This is a genomic window from Achromobacter aloeverae, assembly GCF_004121055.1.
GTDB classification, from domain to species: Bacteria; Pseudomonadota; Gammaproteobacteria; order Burkholderiales; family Burkholderiaceae_B; genus Bordetella_C; species Bordetella_C aloeverae.
On sequence record NZ_PYAL01000007.1, the window covers coordinates 130,416 to 148,446 of the forward strand.

The window sequence follows — 18,031 nt, forward strand, 5'->3', positions numbered from 1 at the left end:
TAAACCACGGCGTCGCCACCGGCGCCGCAAGTGCCGCAAGTGCCGCAAGTGCCGCGAACGCTGCGTACGCTGCGTACGCTGCGCGGGCCCATCGTCATGAAGCCACGCCCACGCCCAGGTAGCGGTCCTTGATGCCGGCATCGGCCGCGAAACTTGCATTATCGCCCTCGTACACGATGGCGCCCTGTTCGATGATGTAATGGCGGTCGGCCAGCTGCGTGCAGACCTCCAGGTTCTGTTCCACCAGCAGGATGGACACGCCTTCACGACGGATCAGCTTGAGCTGAGCGACGATCTCCTCGACGATGACCGGCGCCAGGCCTTCCACCGGTTCGTCCAGCATCAGCAGGCGGGGATGGTTCATCAGCGCCCGGCCGATCGCCAGCATCTGCTGCTCGCCGCCCGACAATTGCGCGCCGCCGTTGCGGCGGCGTTCGCGCAAGCGGGGGAAAATGCGGTAGATATCTTCCAGTTGCCAGGGCGAGCGCTTGCGCGCGCCCAGCAGCAGGTTTTCCTCCACGGTCAGCAGGCGGAAGACCCCCCGGTGCTCGGGCACCAGGCACAGGCCACGGCCCGCCACCTTGTGCGCGGGCAATCCGTGCACCGCCGCGCCCCCGAACACGATATCGCCGCGCGCCGGCCGCAAGGCGCCCGCGATGGTGCGCAGCGTCGTCGACTTGCCCGCGCCGTTGCGGCCCAGCAAGGTGACCACTTCGCCCTCGCCCACCCGCAGCGACACGCCTTGCAGGATATGGCTCTTGCCGTAGTATGCATGGACGTCGCGCAGCGACAGCTCGCCCGCGCCATTTCCCGAGCCAGTTCCCGCGCCTTTTCCCGTGTCAGTCATGCGCGGCCTCCGGTAATCATGTTGCCCAGGTAGGCGGCGCGCACGCGGTCGTCGTCCCGGATGGCCGCCGGCGCGCCCTCCACCAGCACGCGGCCCTGCTGCATGACCGTCACGGTATCGGAGATGTCCATCACGATGTTCATGTTGTGCTCGATCAGCAGCACCGTGTGGTCCTGCGCCAGGCCACGTATCAGCGCCTTCATGCCGTCCAGGTCGTCCACGCCCATGCCGGAGGTCGGTTCGTCCAGGAAAATGGCGCGCGGCCGCGCGGCCAGCGCCATGCCGACCTCCAGCCGCCGCTGCTGGCCATGCGACAGCGCGCCCGCCGCGCTGCCGGCGCGCGCGGTCAGGCCCAGTCGCTCCAGGATGGCGTCGGCGAGCTCCAGGATATCCCGGTGCCGACCCGGCGGGCGCCACATATCGAAGGCGCCGGCGGCATGCGCGCCTTGCGCCGCCAGGCGCAGGTTCTCGCGCACGTCCAGGTTGGCGAACAGGCTGGTCACCTGGAAGGATCGCGCGATGCCGCGCCGCACGCGCACGTTGTCCGGCTCGCGCGTAACGTCGTGTCCACCGAAAAGAATGGTGCCCGCGGTGACGGGCACCGTGCCGGTCAGCGCATGGAACAGCGTCGTCTTGCCGGCGCCGTTGGGTCCGATGACGGAATGCACCGTACCCGCGCGCACGCGCAGGTCGACGCCCGCGATGGCGGTGAATTTTCCATAGCGCTTGACGATGCCGCGCGCGTCGAGCAGCGGCGCGGCGTGGTCGGCGGGCTTGGCCGCGTGGGCCGTATGGCCGCCCGTGCCAGGAGACTGATCCAGGCTCATGCCCTCTCCTCCCCGGCGCCGGCGCGCGACCGCAGCGCCGTCCAGCCCCGTTGCAACAGGCCCCACAGCCCCTTGTGCATGAACAGGCTGACCCCGATCAACAGCAGTCCCAGCAGCAGGAGCCAGCGCGGCCACAAGGTCGACAACCAGTCGGACATCAAGACATAGAACGCCGCGCCGAGCACCGACGCGAACAGGTTGCCGGTGCCGCCGATCACCGTCATCACCAGGATCATCTCGCTGGTGTGGTATTCGATGTTCGACAGCGGCGCGATACCCGTCATCAACGCGTGGAAGGCGCCGGCCAGGCCGGTCACCGCGCCCGACAGGGCGAACGCGGCCAGCTTGAAACGCCGCGTGTCGTAGCCGACGGCGCGCGCGCGCGTCTCGTTTTCGCGGATGGCCAGCAGCGTGCGGCCGAACACCGACGCCGTGACCCTCTGCAACAGCCAGAACACCACCAGGAAACATGCCGCCACCAAGGCGTAGAAACGCCATGGGCTGTCCAGGGACCACAGCGTGACGCCGAACAGCGCCAGCGGCGGCCGGGGGATGTTGAGCAGCCCATTGTCGCCGCCGGTCCAGTCCGGCAGGCTGTAGGCCAGGAAATAGAACATCTGCGCGAACGCCAGCGTCAGCATGACGAAGTACGTGCCGCGCTGCCGGATGGCGAACCACCCCACGGCGGCGGCCGTCAAGGCGCCCGCCAGCAAGGCCAGCAGCACCGACAGCGGCAGTCCCAGGCCCGCGCGCGTCATCAGGATGCCCAAGGCATAGCTGCCCACGCCGAAGAAGATGCCCTGCCCGAAGGACAGCAGCCCGGTATAGCCCAGCAGCAGGTTGCAGCCGAGCACAGCCAATGCATACACCAGCACCTCGGTGGCCAGCGTGCCCGAGTCCAGCGCCAGGGGCAGGACCAGCACGACGGCCAGCGACAGCCACCAGCCGGCATATCCGCCGGACAGCGGTCGCCTGGTCGCAGGGGCCCGCGCGGCCGACGAGGCATCCGGCCCCAGTGGCGCGGCTTGGCGGTTCGCGGGATCGGAGGCGGCCATCATCCCCTCCCCAGCAGGCCATGCGGGCGCAGCAGCAACACCGCCGCCATCGCCACATAGATCATCAGCCGCGCGCCTTCCGGCCACAGCGTGCTCATCACGCTCTGCACGATACCGATCAAGAGACCTCCCACCAACGCGCCGGCGAAACTGCCCATGCCGCCGACCACCACGATGACGAACGCCACGCCCAGCGCCTCCAGGCCCATGAAGGGATCGACACCGCGTATGGGCGCGGCCAGCGCGCCGGCCAGCGCCGCCGTGCCCGCGCCCAGCGCGAACACCAGGCCGAACACGCGCAAGACGTTGATCCCCAGCAGCGACACCATTTCCGTCGACTCGCTGCCGGCGCGCACCGCGCTGCCCAGCCGCGTGCCTTCCAGCAGCCACCAAAGCAGCAGCGCGAACACGGCGGTGAACGCGATGACGAACAGCCGGTATTTCGGATAAATGAAGCCGCCCCACATGACCACGCCCTGCAAGGACGCCGGCGTGGCGACGTTGTCGCCCAGCGGCCCCCAGGCCAGGATCACCACTTCCTGCAGTACCAGCGCCAGGCCGACGGTGATGAGAATGTGGAACTCATGCGGCTGGTCATACACCCTGCGCAGCAGGGTACGTTCGGCCAGCCAGGCCAGCAGGGCCACCACCAGCGGCACCAGCACCAGCCCCAGCCAGAAGTTCAATCCCCATGCCACCGCCTGGTAGCAGAAGTAGGCGCCCAGGAGATAGAAGGCGCCATGGGCGAAATTGACGAAGCGCAGCAGCCCGAAAATGATGGACAGCCCGACGGCCAACAGGAAGTACAGCATGCCTATGCCGATCCCGTTGACCACCTGCAGCAGATAAACGGTCACAGCTTGCAGCCGGTCTGCGCCACGGGCAGGAAGGATTTGCCGAAGCTGAGGATGTCGGCGTAGTCGTCCTTGTCCTTCATGGCCGACTTGGCCTTGCCCTTCAGCAGGTAATAGTTCTTCAGCACCTGGTGGTCCTCGGGGCGGATTTCCTCCTCGCCGGTCAGGCCGGTGTACTTCATGCCCTCCAGCACCGGAATCACCTTGGCGGGGTCGTCCGAACCCGCCTTGATGATGGCGTCGATGAAGATTTTGGTGCAGATGTAGGATCCGGCCAGGCTGTAGTTGGGGTTGAACTTGAACGTCTGCTGCGTGCGCTGGACCAGGTCCTTGTTGCCGGGCGAATCGATGCCGTGCCAGTATTGCGCGCCGAAATACACGCCCTCGCACAGATCGGCGCCGAGCGACTCGAACTGCTCCAGGCCCGAGGCCCAGGCCATCAGGATGGTGGTGTTCTGCTTCATGCCGAAGCTGACCGCCTGGCGCAACGCGTCCGAGGACTGCGAGCCGAAGTTCAGCAGCAGCAGCACGTCCGGCTTGGCCGCCATCGCATTGGTCAGGTAGCCGCTGAACTCTTTTTCGGTCAGCGAGTGATAGCTGTTGCCAACGTGCTCGATGCCCTTTTCCTTGAAGATGTTCTTGGCCGCGTTCAACAGCCCGTCGCCGAACACGTATTGCGGCGTGATCGTGTACCAGCGCTTGGCCTTGGGCATCTGCTCGATCAGCGGCCGCACCGTGCGTTCGATGGCGCCGAAGGTCGGCACGGACCAGCGGAAAGTCGACTTGTTGCAGTCGGCGCCCGTGATTTCATCGGCGCCCGCCGTGGTGATGAACAACGCGCCGTCCTTCTGCGCCTCCTTGGCCATGGCCAGGGCCTCCGACGACAGGATGCCGCCGGCGAAATAACGCGCGCTTTTCTGCTGCACGAGTTCCTGCAGCTTGCGCACGGCGGTGGCCGGCTTGGCTTCGGTGTCCAGCAGCGTATAGGCCAGGGGTCGGCCCAAGGCCTTGCCGTATTGCTCGATCGCCAGCTTCATGCCCAGGTCCGCGTATTTGCCGTTGGCGGCGAAAGCGCCGGACATCGGCACGGGACAGCCAAACTGGATGGTCTGCCCGGCCGACTGCGCCAGCGCGGCGCGCATGGGAAGACTGCCCGGCACGGCCGCCAGCGCGGCAAGTTTCAACAGTTCACGGCGATTCACGGTATTCCCCTAGGCTGGTGCCGGCGCCCCGGGCGACGGCAGTGGGCATGGAAGCACGGGCACGGCCGTACGTTGCGGCGCGCACCCGAACGAGACCCCGTGCAGGCCGCGGGCAGGCCGGCGTTGCGCGGGAGGGCTGTCGTATCTATCGCTATTTATCATGATAAATACGATGGAATTGATAATATAGAAGCGTCAATTTCGCCGTCAACGGGGCGCGCATCAGGTTAAACCCTGGGCAGCGCGGCCCGTCGATCCGAAACAGAATGGGGAGCAGCAGGTCATGGCCCGACCGACGAAATGCACCATCGGCACCGCCGGCACCACCGCCGTCGGCGCGGCGCGCGCACCGAGGGCGCGCCCCAAGCGCGCCGACCTGGTGGCCGAGGAAATCAAGCGCCTGATCACGGACCGCGACCTGCGCCCGGGCGACAAGCTGCCGCGCGAAGGCGAACTGCAGGAAATGTTCGCGGTGAGCAAGAGCACCATGCGCGAGGCGCTGAAGTCCCTGGAGGTGCAGGGGCTGGTGACCATCAGCACCGGACCGGCCGGCGGCGGACGCATCGTCGAGGTCACCCTGGACCGGACGTTCCAGCTGATGCAGAACTACCTCTTTTTCAAGGAGGTGACCATCGACGACATCTACACGGTGCGCAAGCTGCTGGAGCCGGAACTGGCGGCGGGCGCGGTGCCGCATCTCACCGACGCCGATTTCGAGGCGTTGGAACACAGCATCGAATGCTGCGACCCGTCATCGGGGCATACCGCGGACGTCATCGCGCAACGCAAGGAAGACCTCAACTTCCACGACATCCTGGCGCAGGCCAATCCCAACAGTTTCCTGCGCTTTACCTGCCAGTTGATCAACGAAATGCTGCGCCAGCTGACCGTGTTCGAAAACGATACGCCGCTGCGCGCGCAGCGGCGCTTCGGCGATGCCAACGTCACGCTACACCGCCGCATCACCGCGGCGGCGCGCGCCCGCGATGCCGCAACCGTGCGCGCCCTGATGGCAGAACACATGCAGGAGGCATCGGGCTTCGTGAAGCAGCTCAATGGCAAGCTGCGCGGCCGCCTGATCCTGGATTCCGACATGTCGCGCCGCGCGGGGCCGCGGCGCGCCGTGCGACGTCCGGCGAAGGGCGCGGTGACGGGCCAGGCCTAGGCACTGCCGCGCAGCCTGTCCAGGTCCGTCGCATACGCCGTGCGCTTGCCCTGGTAGACGCGGGCGGGACCGCGCAGCGCCTCGCACAGCGCGACCAAGGCCCGCTCGGCGGCCATGTATTCCGGCAGCGCCGGGAAGGCTGGAAGGACCGGGAGCGCGCCGTCCACGGACACCGTGCCCGGGTCCGCGCTTGCCATGGCTGTGGCCGCGGCGGCGGCCGCTATACCGCCTTCTACAGCCGCGGCAGCGGCCGCCGCCACGGTGTAGGCCTTCATGGCAGCGAAGAAATCCGCCTCGCACGACCTCAGCGCGCGCAGGGATTCGGCGTCGACGGCGTGCGGGGTCGCCTCGCGCACGAAGGCGCGCACCTGGCGCGCCGCGGCGCTGTCGTCCTGGCCCAGGCTCTCGAAGATGCCGGGCAGGTCCCGCCTCACGGATTTCGACGAGAGATAGGCCCGGCTTTCGCGTTCAGCCTTGTCGGCGTCGCCGTCCTTCCTGTAGCAGTTGTCCAGGCGCATCAGCACCGAGCGGATGGCGTTGCTGCCCATGACCGTGGCCAACGGCACGGTGTCCGTGTTCTGCGCGCCGTCGATCCGGGCCAGCACCCGGACGTACTCCATGTTGAAGCCGGCTGCCTGCCTGGGTTGATCGGAGGATGCCTGATTGCCCTCGTCCCCCGCCGTGTCGGCGAGCGGCCTCGAATATCGGATGGCCAGCACCAGGTGCGCGCCCGCGCCTAGCGAGGGGGAAATGGCCTTCAGCGCGCCGTTCAACTTCTCCATCATGACGGCGGGCACGCCGGCCTCCGCCAGCGCGCTCATGGCATGGCCCAGGTGGTCGCCCATCCAGGCCATGAGGGGTTTGAAGACGGCGGCAAGGTCCAGCTGACCGGAAAGGCCCACGGCGACCTCCACATCGATGAAATCCCCTTCCTTCAGCGCATTGAAATGCGTGACGCGGGAACTCCGGATCCTGCCGCTGACATCGGCGGCGACGGCCAGCAGCGGCAGGCTGATACCCGCGTCGGCTCCCAGCGCCATCTCGACTTGCCAGGTCTCGATCGGCAATATGTTCCGGAACCCCGTGGCGCGCTTCATCAGGGGGCTGTCGTACTGCATGGCAGGCGCGGCCAGGCGGGCCGACAGCGCCTCGCAGGCGGCCGGCGGGGGCTGTCCCGTGGACCGGGCATGGTGGGCGGCCAGGGCGGTCGTGACGGCGAGCGCGCGCATGTAGCCATAGGCGCCGTGACTGCGTTCGACGCCCCAGGCCCGCTCCATGGACCGGGCCAAGCCGCGGGCATGCTTGTCGGCCGGTCCGTGCCGCGCCGCCTGGCAATACAGGTCGTGTTCTGCCACCAGCGCTTGCAAGGCATGGTTCATGTCGGCGCCCGGCACCGGCGGATCGCCGGGTTTCCAGGTCGACAGGGCGTCGAGGACACGGGCGACGTTCCCGAGCCGTGACGTCGCGGTCGCTGGCGCGGGGGGTGGTGTTGGTGCTGGCGTTGGTGCTGGTGTTGGTATTGGTGTTAGCCCTGGTGCGGGCGCCGCCTCGGCCGCCGCCGGGCCGACCGAGGCGGCACTGGCCGCCGGTCCGCGGTGATACGCTTGCAAGGCCCGGACCATGGGCGCACAGGCCGCACGCAGCGACGCCAGGCGCACCTGTATCGCGGCCTCGCCCGCCTGTTCCGCTTCCTGGCCGTCCAGGGCATCCCAGACGGGAACGTAGGTCCGGATGGCGGTGCTCGACTTCGAACCGCCCCCTTCGAGTTGCCCGTGGACGCGGAGCATCCGCGGCGCGCCGGCCTCGTCCGCGCCGCCGAGCATGGCGCCCCCCGAGAGCCTGAGGCCCGTTGTCACCACGCTGGAGGGCGAACCGGCGCCCATCGCTGTCCGATGGCTCTCCGCAAGCGGATGACGTGCATCCTCCGCCTGCGGGGGCGCCACCACGATGCCCAGCATCGCCGCCGTCTTGGCGAACTCGTCATGGCGGGCGTAAGCCGCCAGCCGCACCCTGTCCAGGCTGTGCAGGGAAAACGCCTTCGGCATTCCCAGCCAGGAGCGCCACCTGGCGGTGCGCCCTGGGCCCCACGCCCGGTTGTTACCCGGGTCCCGACTCAGGTCCCGGCTCAGGTCCCTTAAAGCCCCGACATCCCGTTCGGCCCGATAGGTGCTGCTGCCCGGCGCCTGCAGAAGGTGGTCAGGGTCGTAATAGCTGCGGCCGTGGCTCCTGGCATGCCGGCCCGTCAGTGCCAGGTCCAGCCTTAGGAAAAAGGCCTTGATGCGTCCGATGATCCCCAGCCGCGCCTCGACCGTGCGGCTTTCGGATATCCACAGGTCTTCGCCCACCTCCACGCCACTCGAATAGGTGGCGCCTACCCTCGGCGATACGGACGCGCTCAACGGCAAGCCCGGGAGGGCGAAATCCGCTCCCAGACGGAAGGTGCTCGCGGCGCCCGCGTGCGCATACCGGCCCACGCGCTGGCTGGCCGATGCCACCAGCAGCGGCCGGCCCAGGCTGGCGCGCGCGCCCAGCACCTGTTCGCCTAAAACGCGGACCGCACGCAGCGCGACGCTGTCCTGCTTGCCCAGCAGCGCCTCGGCGCGCGCCAGCTTCTCGGTGAGGGCATGCAGTTCCCGGTCGGTCATGGTGCCGTCGTCCGGGGTTCCCTCGGCGGTCGCGGTGGCGGCGGCGGCGGTGGCTGCATCTCCTGCGGCTGTGGGATCCTCTGTAGCTGCGGCACCCGTTGCGGCCGCCACATCCGCTGCAGTTGTGGCATCTGCTGCGGCTGCGGCATTTGCTGTAGCTGCCGCACCTGCTGTAGTTGCCGCACCTGCTGTAGTTGCCGCACCTGCTGTAGCTGCCGCACCTGCTGTAGCTGCCGCACCTGCTGTAGCTGCCGCGGCCGATCCGGAAGTGCCATCCGCCGCGAGCAGTTGTTCGATTCGCTGCCACAGCGCGGTGGCTACATCCCGTCGCAAGGAGCCGTTGCTCCCATACAGCGTATCGAAGGTCTTCGGCCCTTCCTCCTTCCATGCGCGCACGACAGCCGCCCTGGCCTCCTGGACGGCTATCGCGTCGCCGGCCGCGCCCCCTCCATGGCGTCGAGCGCGGGCCGCCGTGCCGGGCCACGCGAACAGCGGCTCGCGCCGGCGTTCGCTGGAAATACGGGCCCCGCCCATCGGGCGCGCGGAAACGCCCCGGCCCGCGCGCGGCGGCATTCCCGGCATGACGACGACGGTGGCGCGCGCGTCCGCGTGTGCCCCGCTCCCCTCTTCCGCGGGACGGGCCGCGCCCGCGAAACAACGACTCAGCCCATTGACCATGGCCTGCCCTATTCAGGACTCGATGCAAACACGATAGGAGCGGACCCGAAGGGCGCACATGAGAAAGTCGCGGATGGACGCCGGCCCCGCCGGCGAGCGCGCGTGAGATACGCACGCACCATCATGCCGAATTTTCCGACGCCCTCCACACGGGACGCGGACAAGGCGACCCGCGGCGCCGGACGATCGCGATCGTCCGCCTATCCCCCGTCGGACGATCGCGATGCGGACTCGGCCGGCCTGCCCCATCGAATGATGCGACGCTGCCGGCCCATCCCCGGCGGACGGCTAACATCCAAAAACCAGTCAAAATTTGGGAGCCAATTAGCGTTAATGCTAGTCTTCTAGAAAAAAATACCTCGCCGGCCACGTTTCCTATTGCTTAATGGCATGGAATTCCTGCGTCCCGCGCGTACTATACCCACTCGAAAATACACAACCGTGAGACACGCCGGCCGCAAGCGGGCCGGCGCAAACACCATCGCCATGGGGAATGCAATGCCATCATTGCCGTTGAGCCTGGACCATACCGGCCTGATCATCCGCGACCTGGAAACCGCCCGGGCCGCCTTCGAAAAGCTGGGCTTTCGCCTGTCTTCCCGCAGCATGCACGCCGGCAGCATCACTCCCGGCGGCCCGGTCGAGCCCTGGGGCTCCGGCAATCACTGCGCCATGTTCAAGCACGGCTACTTCGAACTGCTGGGCCTGGTGGATCCCACGCTATACAGCACGGCCAAGCAGATGATCGCGCGCTACGAAGGGCTGCACATCGTCGCCATGGACTGTGCCTCCGCCGATGAAGCGCATCGCCGGCTCCAGGAACAGGGCATTCCCGCGGCGGCGCCCGCCCGCCTGGAACGCGACGCCGCCTACGGCCCCCACGACGAGGAAACCCGGCGCGCGCGCTTCAGCAATGTCTACCTGGACGGCGAACAGTGCCCCGAGGCCCGCTTCATCGTCATCGAGCATGGCACGCGCGACGTGCTGTGGCAGCCGCACCTGCTCTCGCATCCCAACGGCGCCACCGGCCTGGCCGCCATTTATTTCTGCCCCACCGACCTGCCGGCCACGCTGGCCCGCTTTGAACGGCTGCTGGGCGCGCCCACCCGGCACGGCGACGCCTATTGTTTTGCCTTGGTGCGCGGCGTCTTCTGGGTGCTGAGCCCGCAAGCCATGCGCGCCGCCTGCCCCGTCCTGGCCAGCCCCGCCGACGATGCCATCCACCGCGTCTCGGCGGCTTGCATCGAGGTCGCCTCGCTGCCCGCCCTGCGCGGCCTGCTGCGCGAACGCGGCATTGATACCTTCGAAGCTCCCACGCTGGACGGCGGCCGGCCGTCGCTGTGGGTCCATCCGTCGCAGACCAGCCACGCCGCGCTGCAGTTCATCGAAGCCAGCTAGATACACAACACGTCGTACGCAACACCTCGTACCTCGTACACAACACTTCGTACGCGGCACCACGCATCATTTTCCGCATCATCCAAGGGAACACGAAAAAATGAAAGCAGCAGTCATCTACGAACACGGCGGCCCCGGCAGCATCAAATACGAGACCCATTTCCCGGATCCCGAAGCCAAGCCCGGAGAGGTCATCGTCAAGGTCCACGCCACCACGCTGAACTACCACGACGTATTCACGCGCAATGGCATGCCCGGCATCACCGTGCCCATGCCCATCATCATGGGCCTGGATTTCGCCGGCGAGATCGTCGAGGTGGGCCCGGACGTCGAGGGTGGCTGGAAGGTCGGCGACCGCGTCATGATAGATCCGTCCGACCGCAAGACCTTCGGCGGCGTCATCGGCGAGGCCCGCCATGGCGGCCTGGCCGAATTCTGCGCGGTGCCCGATCATCACCTGGTCAAGCTGCCCGACGACGTCAGCTACGAAACCGCCGCCTCCCTGCCCGTCGCCTACGGCACCGCCTGGCGCATGATGCTCACCATCGGCCGTATCCGCGCCGGTGAAAAGGTGCTGGTGCTGGGCGCATCCGGCGGCGTGGGCACCTGCTGCGTGCAGTTGGCCAAGCTGGCCGGCGCGGAAGTCATCGCGGCCGCCTCCTCGCCGGAAAAACTGGCGCGACTGAAAGACCTGGGCGCCGACCACCTGCTGGACTACAAGCAGCATGACTTCATGAAATGGGTCTTCGAGCACTTCGGCAAGCCCCATCGCCGCTTCGCCGACAAGGGGATGGACGTGGTGGTCAACTTCACCGGCGGCGACACCTGGGTGAAATCGCTGCGCACCCTGCACCGCGGCGGCCGGATACTGACCTGCGGCGCCACCGCCGGCTACGATCCCAAGGAGGACCTGCGCTTCATCTGGAGCTACGAGTTGCAGGTGCTGGGCTCGAACGGCTGGCAGCGCGATGAGTTGCTGGCCCTCGTCGAAGAAGTGCGCCAGGGCAAGCTGAAACCGGTGATCGACAAGGTCTACGGCTTGTCGGAAGTCAATGAAGCCTTCAGGCTGCTGGAAGACCGCCAGGTGTTCGGCAAGGTAATGGTGAAGCCATGAGCAATGCAAATACCGCCAAGGCGGAGCCCAGGAAACTCGAACGCGCCGACATCGGGGCGATTTTCAAGCGCTCGCGCTTCATCAGCGCCCTGAACCTGGAAATACTGGAAGTGGACCATGCCGCGTCGCGTTTCTCTGTGCGCATGCCCATGAGCGACAACCTGGAAAGAGGCGCTGCGGGATCCGGCCAGTTCCACGGCGGCGCCATCGCGTCGCTGATCGACGTGGTCGGCGATTTCGCGATCGGCATGCTCGTGGGCGGCGGGGTGCCGACCATGAATTTGCGGGTAGACTACCTGCGCCCTGCCATGGCGCCCTATGTCGAGGGCGTCGCGGTGGTGCGCAAGGCAGGCCGCAGCGCGGCGGTCGTGGATATCGACGTCATGTCGGCCGACGGCAAGCTGGTCGCCGTCGGCCGCGGCACCTACGTCCCCATCACGGGATGACGCGGGTCATCGTCACAACAAGGTGAAGGCATGTTGGTGAATCTGGGCAAACTGGTGGACACGGCGCAGCCGGCGGACGAGATCGCGATCATCGATTGCGTCGATCCCGCCCGGCCGCGCATTTATACGCATGGCGATATAGACCGGCAGGCCGACGCCTGCGCGCGCGGCCTGTTGCGCAAGGGTCTGCCGCGCGGCGCGACCGTTGCCCTGATGAGCCTGAACCGCGCCGAGTTCGTCATTGCGTACCTCGGCATCATGCGCGCCGGCATGGTGGCGGTCCCGGTCAACTACAAGGTCTCCGCCGACACCTTGGCGTTGATCCTGGACGACTGCAAGGCCAGGCTGGCCTTCGTCGACGGGCCCCGCGTAGCGCTGCTGCCGCCGGGCACCCCGGCCCAGCGCCTGGACGACGACGCCGCGTGGCAGGACTTTCTCGACCCCGGCCCGTTCGCGACCGTCGTGCCCGCGCCGGACGAGTGCGCGATGATTCTCTATACCTCGGGCTCCACCGGCCGTCCCAAGGGCGTGCAGCTGTCGCACGAGGGCCAACTCTGGACGCTGCGTTCGCGGCTGGCGACCCGCGCGTCCTTCCTGGGCGAACGCTTCATCGTGGCGGCGCCGCTGTTCCACATGAATGCCCTGGCCTCGGTCAAGTTCGCGCTGGCCGGACATGCCTCCGTCGTGCTGCTGCCGCAATTCGACACGCAGCAATTCATCGACGCCATCGGCCGTCACGGCGTCACCTGGATTACGTCGGTGCCGACCATGATGGCCATGGTCGTCAAGGAGAGGGAGGCGCTGTCCCGCATTGATACCAGCAAGGTCCATTACGTCCGCATGGGTTCCGCGGCAGCCTCGGCCAGCCTTTACGCGGCGGTCAAGCAGGCCTTCCCCAATGCCTCGCTGGCCGGTGGCTACGGCACCACGGAAGCGGGCCCCATCGTCTTTGGCCCGACCGAGGGCCGCGCACTACCTCCGGGCGGCGGCCTGGGCTGGCCACTGCCCGGCGTCGAGGTCCGCCTGGTCGACGCGCAAGGCCTGGACGTCGGCCCGGACGACGAGGGCGAACTCTGGATGCGCACGCCCGCCAACATGCTGGGCTATCTGAACCTGCCCGAGAAGACCGCCCAGGTACTGACGCCGGACGGCTGGTACAAGACCGGCGACGTCTTCCGGCGCGACGCCAGCGGCTGCTACTACTTCGTCGGGCGCGTCGACGATATGTTCAATTGCGGCGGCGAAAATATATACCCAGGCGAAGTCGAACAGGTCATCGCGCGCATCCCCGAGGTCATGCAGGCCTGCGTGGTACCGGTGCGCGACGAGCTGAAAGGCCAGAAACCGGTCGCTTTCGTGGTACGCCATGCCGGCAAGGAATTGAGCGAGCAGCAGGTCAAGGATTTCGTGCTCGCGCACGCGCCCGCCTATCAACACCCGCGCCGCGTCTACTTCCTCGACGCGCTGCCGTTGGCGCCGACCAACAAGGTCGACCGCAAGGCCCTGATGGCGCGGGCCGAACACCCCTGACGCCCGAGCACGAGCGCGTCCAACGCGGCGGATCAGACGCGACAGATCACCCGCGACAGATCACCCGCAACAGGAGGGCAGCCCCCACAAGGGCTGCCCTTTGTCTTGCGTGCTTGCGACGATCGGCGCGCGCCTGCGCTCCAAAAGCCCCGCCGTCCGCACATTCCAGTTTCCATGGAAAACCCTAGGATTGGAAAAAAAATCTCCCTATAGCCGCCAGCAAAGAATCACATACGAATTTCCCCGGCCAAGGCAAACGATTGGAGCACGTTATTCCCAATCCCCGCGCGTACCATGAATCCGCATCCCGGCGCAGGCCGCGTCCGGATAGCGACGACGACAACGTCCGATTCCAAGGGGAACCCATATGCGCAACACCACGCTACACCACGCAAGCGCCGTCGCCGCGCTGGCGGCCGGCCTGATGCTGGCATCGCCGGCCGCCAATGCGGAACCGACCAGGATCCGCTATGGCAACGTCACGGAGATGACCCTGTCGCAAGCGCCCATGGTGGCGGCCAAGCGCCTGGGCTACTTCAAGGACGAAGGGCTGGACGTCGAGCTCATGGGCTTCAAGGGCACGGGCACCCTGATCCCGCAGATGCTGGCCAAGCGCATCGACATCGGCTATCCCAATCCGGATACGCTGATACTCGCGCGCGCGCCCGGCGCCGAACGCCTGCCGATCAAGTTCTTCTACAACGCGACGCGCAGCTCCGGGTGGGAATTCGCCGTGCTGGAGGACTCCCCCATCAAGACGCTGAAGGACCTCGATGGCAAGCATATCGGCGTGGGCGCGATGACCTTCGGCAATGTCCCCATCACCAAGGCGGAGTTCAAGGAGGCCGGCATCAGCGCCACCATGGTGCCGGTAGGCATAGGCAGCGCGGCCTTTTTGGCGCTGACCACGCACAAGATCGACGCGCTGAACCTGTTCGACGCCCAGCACGCGACGCTGGAGACGCAAGGCACCCGCATTCGCCGCATCGCCCAGATTCCCGGCTTCGCGGCGCTGTTCAGCAATGGCTTCGTCGCCCACGAGGACATGCTGCGCGACAAGCCGCAGGTGCTCGCCGGCTTCGGCCGCGCCATCGCCAAGGCCACCGTCTTCTGCGAGGCGAACCGGGAGGCCTGCGTAAAGATGTTCTGGCAGGAGTATCCCAATACGAAGCCGGCCGGAGACGAGGCCAAGGCATTGAGCGACAGCGTGAAGATATTCTCCGCCCGTTTCGACAAGATGCTGGATTTCCCCGCCGGACAGCCGCGCCGCTGGGGCGAGTTCCCGACGCAGGCATGGACGAATTTCGCCAAGGCGCTGCATGAGGGCGGCCAATTGAGCACCGCGGACGTGGACGTCGCCAGCTGCTACACGAATGCCCTGGTCCCACGTTTCTCCGACTTCGACGCCGCCCGTATCGTCGCCGCCGCCAAGGCCTACAAGGATTGATGCCGTGCTCGCGAAAACCCCGCCGGCCGTCACGGTTGCCACGTCCAGGGCCATCTTCCGCGCCGAAGACCTGCAAGTCACCTATCGCTCTTCCCGTGGCCCGGTACCGGCCCTGAGCGGTTTCAGCACCGCCTTGCACGAAGGCGAATTCCTGTCGGTGCTGGGCCCTTCGGGTTGCGGCAAGTCCACCCTGCTGAAAGTCGCATCGGGCCTGCTCAAGCCCAGCGGCGGCATGGCCGAACTGGGCGGCACCCGCATAGAGGGGCCGCGCAAGGATGTCGGCATCGTGTTCCAGCACGCCACCCTGCTGCCCTGGCAGACGGTGCTGGAGAACGTCCTGCTGCCGGTGCGCACGCTGGGCATGGATCGCAAGCAGGGCTTGCAACGCGCGCGCGAGCTGTTACGCATGACGGGACTGGAGAATTTCGAGCATCACTATCCGCACGAGCTGTCCGGCGGGATGCAGCAGCGCGTCGGCATCGCGCGTGGCCTGGTCCACGACCCGAGGCTGCTGCTGATGGACGAGCCCTTCGCCGCGCTCGATGCGATGACGCGCGAGAACATGATGATGGAGCTACAGCGCATCTGGACCGAAACGCGCAAGTCGGTGCTGTTCATCACGCATTCGATCCCGGAAGCCGTCTTCCTTTCCAGCCGCATCATCGTGCTGTCGCCCCGCCCCGCGCGCATCGTCAAGGAGATGCATGTGGACCTCCCCTTTCCCCGTGACGAGGCAACGCTGGGCAGCCCCCGCTTCGGCGAGCTGTGCGCGGAACTGCGGGCGTTGTTTTCTTCCCGCGACGCGACTCCTGGCGGTTCTGCTTCCCGGGGTTCCGCTTCAACTTCTCATTGAGGCTCGCGCATCATGGAAAGAATCAAATCCGTGGTCTACCCCCTCGTCCTGCTGGGGCTGCTGCTGGCGCTGTGGACCGCCGCCGTAAAGTACTGGGCCGTGCCGAATTATGTCCTGCCACCGCTCGATGGCGTGCTGGCCGCGCTGTACCGGGGCTATGTACAGGGAGCGTTCTGGGGCGATTTCGGCTACACCCTGGCGTCGATGTCCATAGGCTACGCCGCCGGCTGCTCGCTTGCCTTCGTCGTCGGCGTCCTGTTCGCCGAATTCCGGTCGCTGGAACGGCTGCTGTATCCCTTCGTGCTTGGCCTCCAATCCATGCCCAAGGTCGCCCTGGCGCCGCTGATCCTGGTGTGGTTCGGCTTCGGCCTGGAATCCAAGGTGGTCATGGTGGCGCTGGTGTGCTTCTTTCCCATGTTCGTCAACACGGCCGTGGGGCTGAAAGCCACCGATCCGGCGCTGATCGACCTCATGCGCGCCTTCTCGGCGAGCCGATGGCACATCCTCACCCGCATCAAAATCCCGTCGGCCGCCGGCCACATCTTCGCGGCGCTGCAGATTTCCATCGTGCTGGGCCTGATCGGCGCGGTGGTCGCGGAATTCGTTTCCGCCACCCAGGGCTTGGGGTACCTGATCAACGCGGCGACGACCACGCTGGACACCAGCACCATGTTCGCCGCGTTGATCAGCCTGGCCGCGCTGGGGATAGGCGGCAGCCAGCTGATCAAGGCGCTGCATCGCCGGTTGGTGTTCTGGGACCGCAGCCTGGCCGCGCGATCGCTGTCAGAGTAGCGGCCTTTCCCCGACCGGTCGCCAGGCTGGTCGGCAATGAAACCGGCCGGCCTGGCTGGCCGGCCGCCGCTCAGCCCGCCAGGCCGGCCACCGCGCGATCGATGATGCCTTCCGACTGCGCCAGCACGCCGACCCGCCACTCGGGCGTACTAGGGTAGAAGGCCTCCCTCACTTCGCGCATCAGGCGCGCACGCAAGTCCTGGTCGGCCGCCGGCGATGCCCACAGCCAGCGCGCCGCCATCGACGCGCGTTGCATGAGCGGCCGCGGCAGCGTGCCGAACTCGACCACGACCGCCGTGGTTTGCGCCCGCGGCAGCATGGCGACGAAGGCGTCGACCAGCAGGCCTTGATACGTCGCGACGGCCTTGTGCGTCACGCCCTCGCGGTTGACCGCGCGTTCCCCCCACCAGGCGCGCGCCCGCTCATATCCGGCGCTGCCCGGCGGGTGGAAACACAGGAAGACGTGGCCGCGCTCCGGGCCGATGCCCGTATGCAGGTCGATGATGGCGGCTGCCTGCGCATGCGCCAGGTGTTCCTCGATGGCCCGTCGGAACGCCGCGTTGGCCCACTGCTGGCGCGCGCCGCCATAGAAGATGCCGTCGGCGTGCGTATATTGGCCGCCATTGAAGGCATCCGAATAGGCCTGCTCGCCGATGCGTGCACGCAAGGCCGACAGCCGCTGGAAGATCCCGTCCACCGCGGCGTCGTCCCAGTCGGGCAGCGCGATCAGCGCATGGACGTCCTCATATCCAGGATTGGCGGGCAAGGGCGCCGCGAAATCGACGAAGTTGCGGTTCAGGTCGACGTTCTCCTCCGTGAAGCGCAAGGCGTGTGCAAAGCCCCAAGGGTTGTGCGCATGCAGGAAAAGCACGGCGGTATCCGCGGGCAAGGTCCGTGCGGCCTGGCGGCGCAGCCAATGGGTTTGCGCCGCCGATCCCGAATAGCCTTCGATGCCATGCGTGCCGCAGCCCACTACCAGTATCCTGCGCGCATCCGCGGCGCCCAGCAGGGCGGCATCCAGGTACAGCCGCTCGCCCTGGGGGCCGCGCTGCGCGGCATGTTCGTAATGGGTGATGCGCGCGCCGGCGTCCGTCGCCGCGTCCAGGAACTTGGCCCGGGCTTGCGCATAGGTTTCGGAAAAAGGGTCTAGGTCCGTCAAGGTCCGGCTCCATGGAAGT

At 67.1% G+C, this 18,031-nt stretch carries 15 protein-coding genes; 8 read left to right on the top strand and 7 right to left on the bottom strand.

The window, feature by feature from the left end:
* Positions 1 to 94 precede the first annotated feature (94 nt).
* From C7R54_RS22025 to C7R54_RS22045, 5 genes are read right to left on the bottom strand one after another with little or no spacing between them, the layout of a single operon-like run.
* Positions 95 to 847, bottom strand: coding sequence for an ABC transporter ATP-binding protein (locus tag C7R54_RS22025; protein WP_129152582.1), 753 nt, complete (start codon positions 845 to 847; stop codon positions 95 to 97).
* Positions 844 to 1,674 carry an ABC transporter ATP-binding protein gene (locus tag C7R54_RS22030; RefSeq protein ID WP_129152583.1) on the bottom strand — a complete coding sequence of 277 codons (831 nt, stop codon included), beginning with the start codon at positions 1,672 to 1,674 and terminating at the stop codon, positions 844 to 846. The genes C7R54_RS22025 and C7R54_RS22030 overlap by 4 nt, the downstream gene beginning before the upstream one ends.
* Entirely contained in the window at positions 1,671 to 2,732 is a 1,062-nt protein-coding gene (locus C7R54_RS22035) for a branched-chain amino acid ABC transporter permease (protein WP_129152584.1), read from the bottom strand. The genes C7R54_RS22030 and C7R54_RS22035 overlap by 4 nt, the downstream gene beginning before the upstream one ends.
* Positions 2,729 to 3,586 (bottom strand): branched-chain amino acid ABC transporter permease, encoded by an 858-nt coding sequence (locus C7R54_RS22040; protein ID WP_129152585.1) that lies wholly within the window; start codon positions 3,584 to 3,586, stop codon positions 2,729 to 2,731. Before C7R54_RS22040 ends, C7R54_RS22035 begins: the two co-directional genes overlap by 4 nt.
* Positions 3,583 to 4,785, bottom strand: a complete 1,203-nt coding sequence (locus tag C7R54_RS22045) for an ABC transporter substrate-binding protein (RefSeq protein ID WP_129152586.1) — start codon at positions 4,783 to 4,785, stop codon at positions 3,583 to 3,585. Before C7R54_RS22045 ends, C7R54_RS22040 begins: the two co-directional genes overlap by 4 nt.
* Positions 4,786 to 5,068: 283 nt before the next feature.
* Between C7R54_RS22045 and C7R54_RS22050 the strand changes: the two genes are divergently transcribed.
* Entirely contained in the window at positions 5,069 to 5,950 is an 882-nt protein-coding gene (locus C7R54_RS22050) for a FadR/GntR family transcriptional regulator (RefSeq protein WP_129152587.1), read from the top strand.
* Here the strand turns inward: C7R54_RS22050 and C7R54_RS22055 are convergent.
* Positions 5,947 to 8,595 carry a hypothetical protein gene (locus C7R54_RS22055; protein ID WP_129152588.1) on the bottom strand — a complete coding sequence of 883 codons (2,649 nt, stop codon included), beginning with the start codon at positions 8,593 to 8,595 and terminating at the stop codon, positions 5,947 to 5,949. The two genes, C7R54_RS22050 and C7R54_RS22055, sit on opposite strands and share 4 nt — an antisense overlap.
* 1,176 nt (positions 8,596 to 9,771) lie before the next feature.
* On the opposite strand from C7R54_RS22055, the gene C7R54_RS22060 reads away from it, so the two are divergent.
* The 7 genes from C7R54_RS22060 (at position 9,772) to C7R54_RS22090 (ending at position 16,853) form a co-directional block, all read left to right on the top strand.
* Positions 9,772 to 10,671, top strand: a complete 900-nt coding sequence (locus tag C7R54_RS22060) for a VOC family protein (protein WP_129152589.1) — start codon at positions 9,772 to 9,774, stop codon at positions 10,669 to 10,671.
* 100 nt (positions 10,672 to 10,771) lie between these two features.
* Positions 10,772 to 11,785 carry a zinc-binding dehydrogenase gene (locus C7R54_RS22065; RefSeq protein ID WP_129152590.1) on the top strand — a complete coding sequence of 338 codons (1,014 nt, stop codon included), beginning with the start codon at positions 10,772 to 10,774 and terminating at the stop codon, positions 11,783 to 11,785.
* Positions 11,782 to 12,231 carry a PaaI family thioesterase gene (locus C7R54_RS22070; RefSeq protein ID WP_129152591.1) on the top strand — a complete coding sequence of 150 codons (450 nt, stop codon included), beginning with the start codon at positions 11,782 to 11,784 and terminating at the stop codon, positions 12,229 to 12,231. The genes C7R54_RS22065 and C7R54_RS22070 overlap by 4 nt, the downstream gene beginning before the upstream one ends.
* Positions 12,232 to 12,261: 30 nt before the next feature.
* A complete protein-coding gene (locus C7R54_RS22075; protein ID WP_129152592.1) occupies positions 12,262 to 13,761 on the top strand; it encodes a class I adenylate-forming enzyme family protein in 1,500 nt (499 codons plus the stop codon).
* Positions 13,762 to 14,128: 367 nt separating this feature from the next.
* Positions 14,129 to 15,208: an ABC transporter substrate-binding protein gene (locus tag C7R54_RS22080; RefSeq protein WP_129152594.1), complete on the top strand. Its 1,080-nt coding sequence runs from the start codon at positions 14,129 to 14,131 to the stop codon at positions 15,206 to 15,208.
* A 52-nt stretch (positions 15,209 to 15,260) separates the two neighbouring features.
* A complete protein-coding gene (locus C7R54_RS22085; protein ID WP_377813140.1) occupies positions 15,261 to 16,061 on the top strand; it encodes an ABC transporter ATP-binding protein in 801 nt (266 codons plus the stop codon).
* A gap of 9 nt (positions 16,062 to 16,070) precedes the next feature.
* Complete coding sequence (locus C7R54_RS22090) at positions 16,071 to 16,853, top strand: ABC transporter permease (RefSeq protein WP_129152598.1); 783 nt, start codon at positions 16,071 to 16,073, stop codon at positions 16,851 to 16,853.
* Positions 16,854 to 16,923: 70 nt separating this feature from the next.
* On the opposite strand, the gene C7R54_RS22095 is transcribed toward C7R54_RS22090, so the two are convergent.
* Positions 16,924 to 18,012, bottom strand: a complete 1,089-nt coding sequence (locus C7R54_RS22095) for a M14 family metallopeptidase (protein WP_129152600.1) — start codon at positions 18,010 to 18,012, stop codon at positions 16,924 to 16,926.
* Positions 18,013 to 18,031 lie beyond the last annotated feature (19 nt).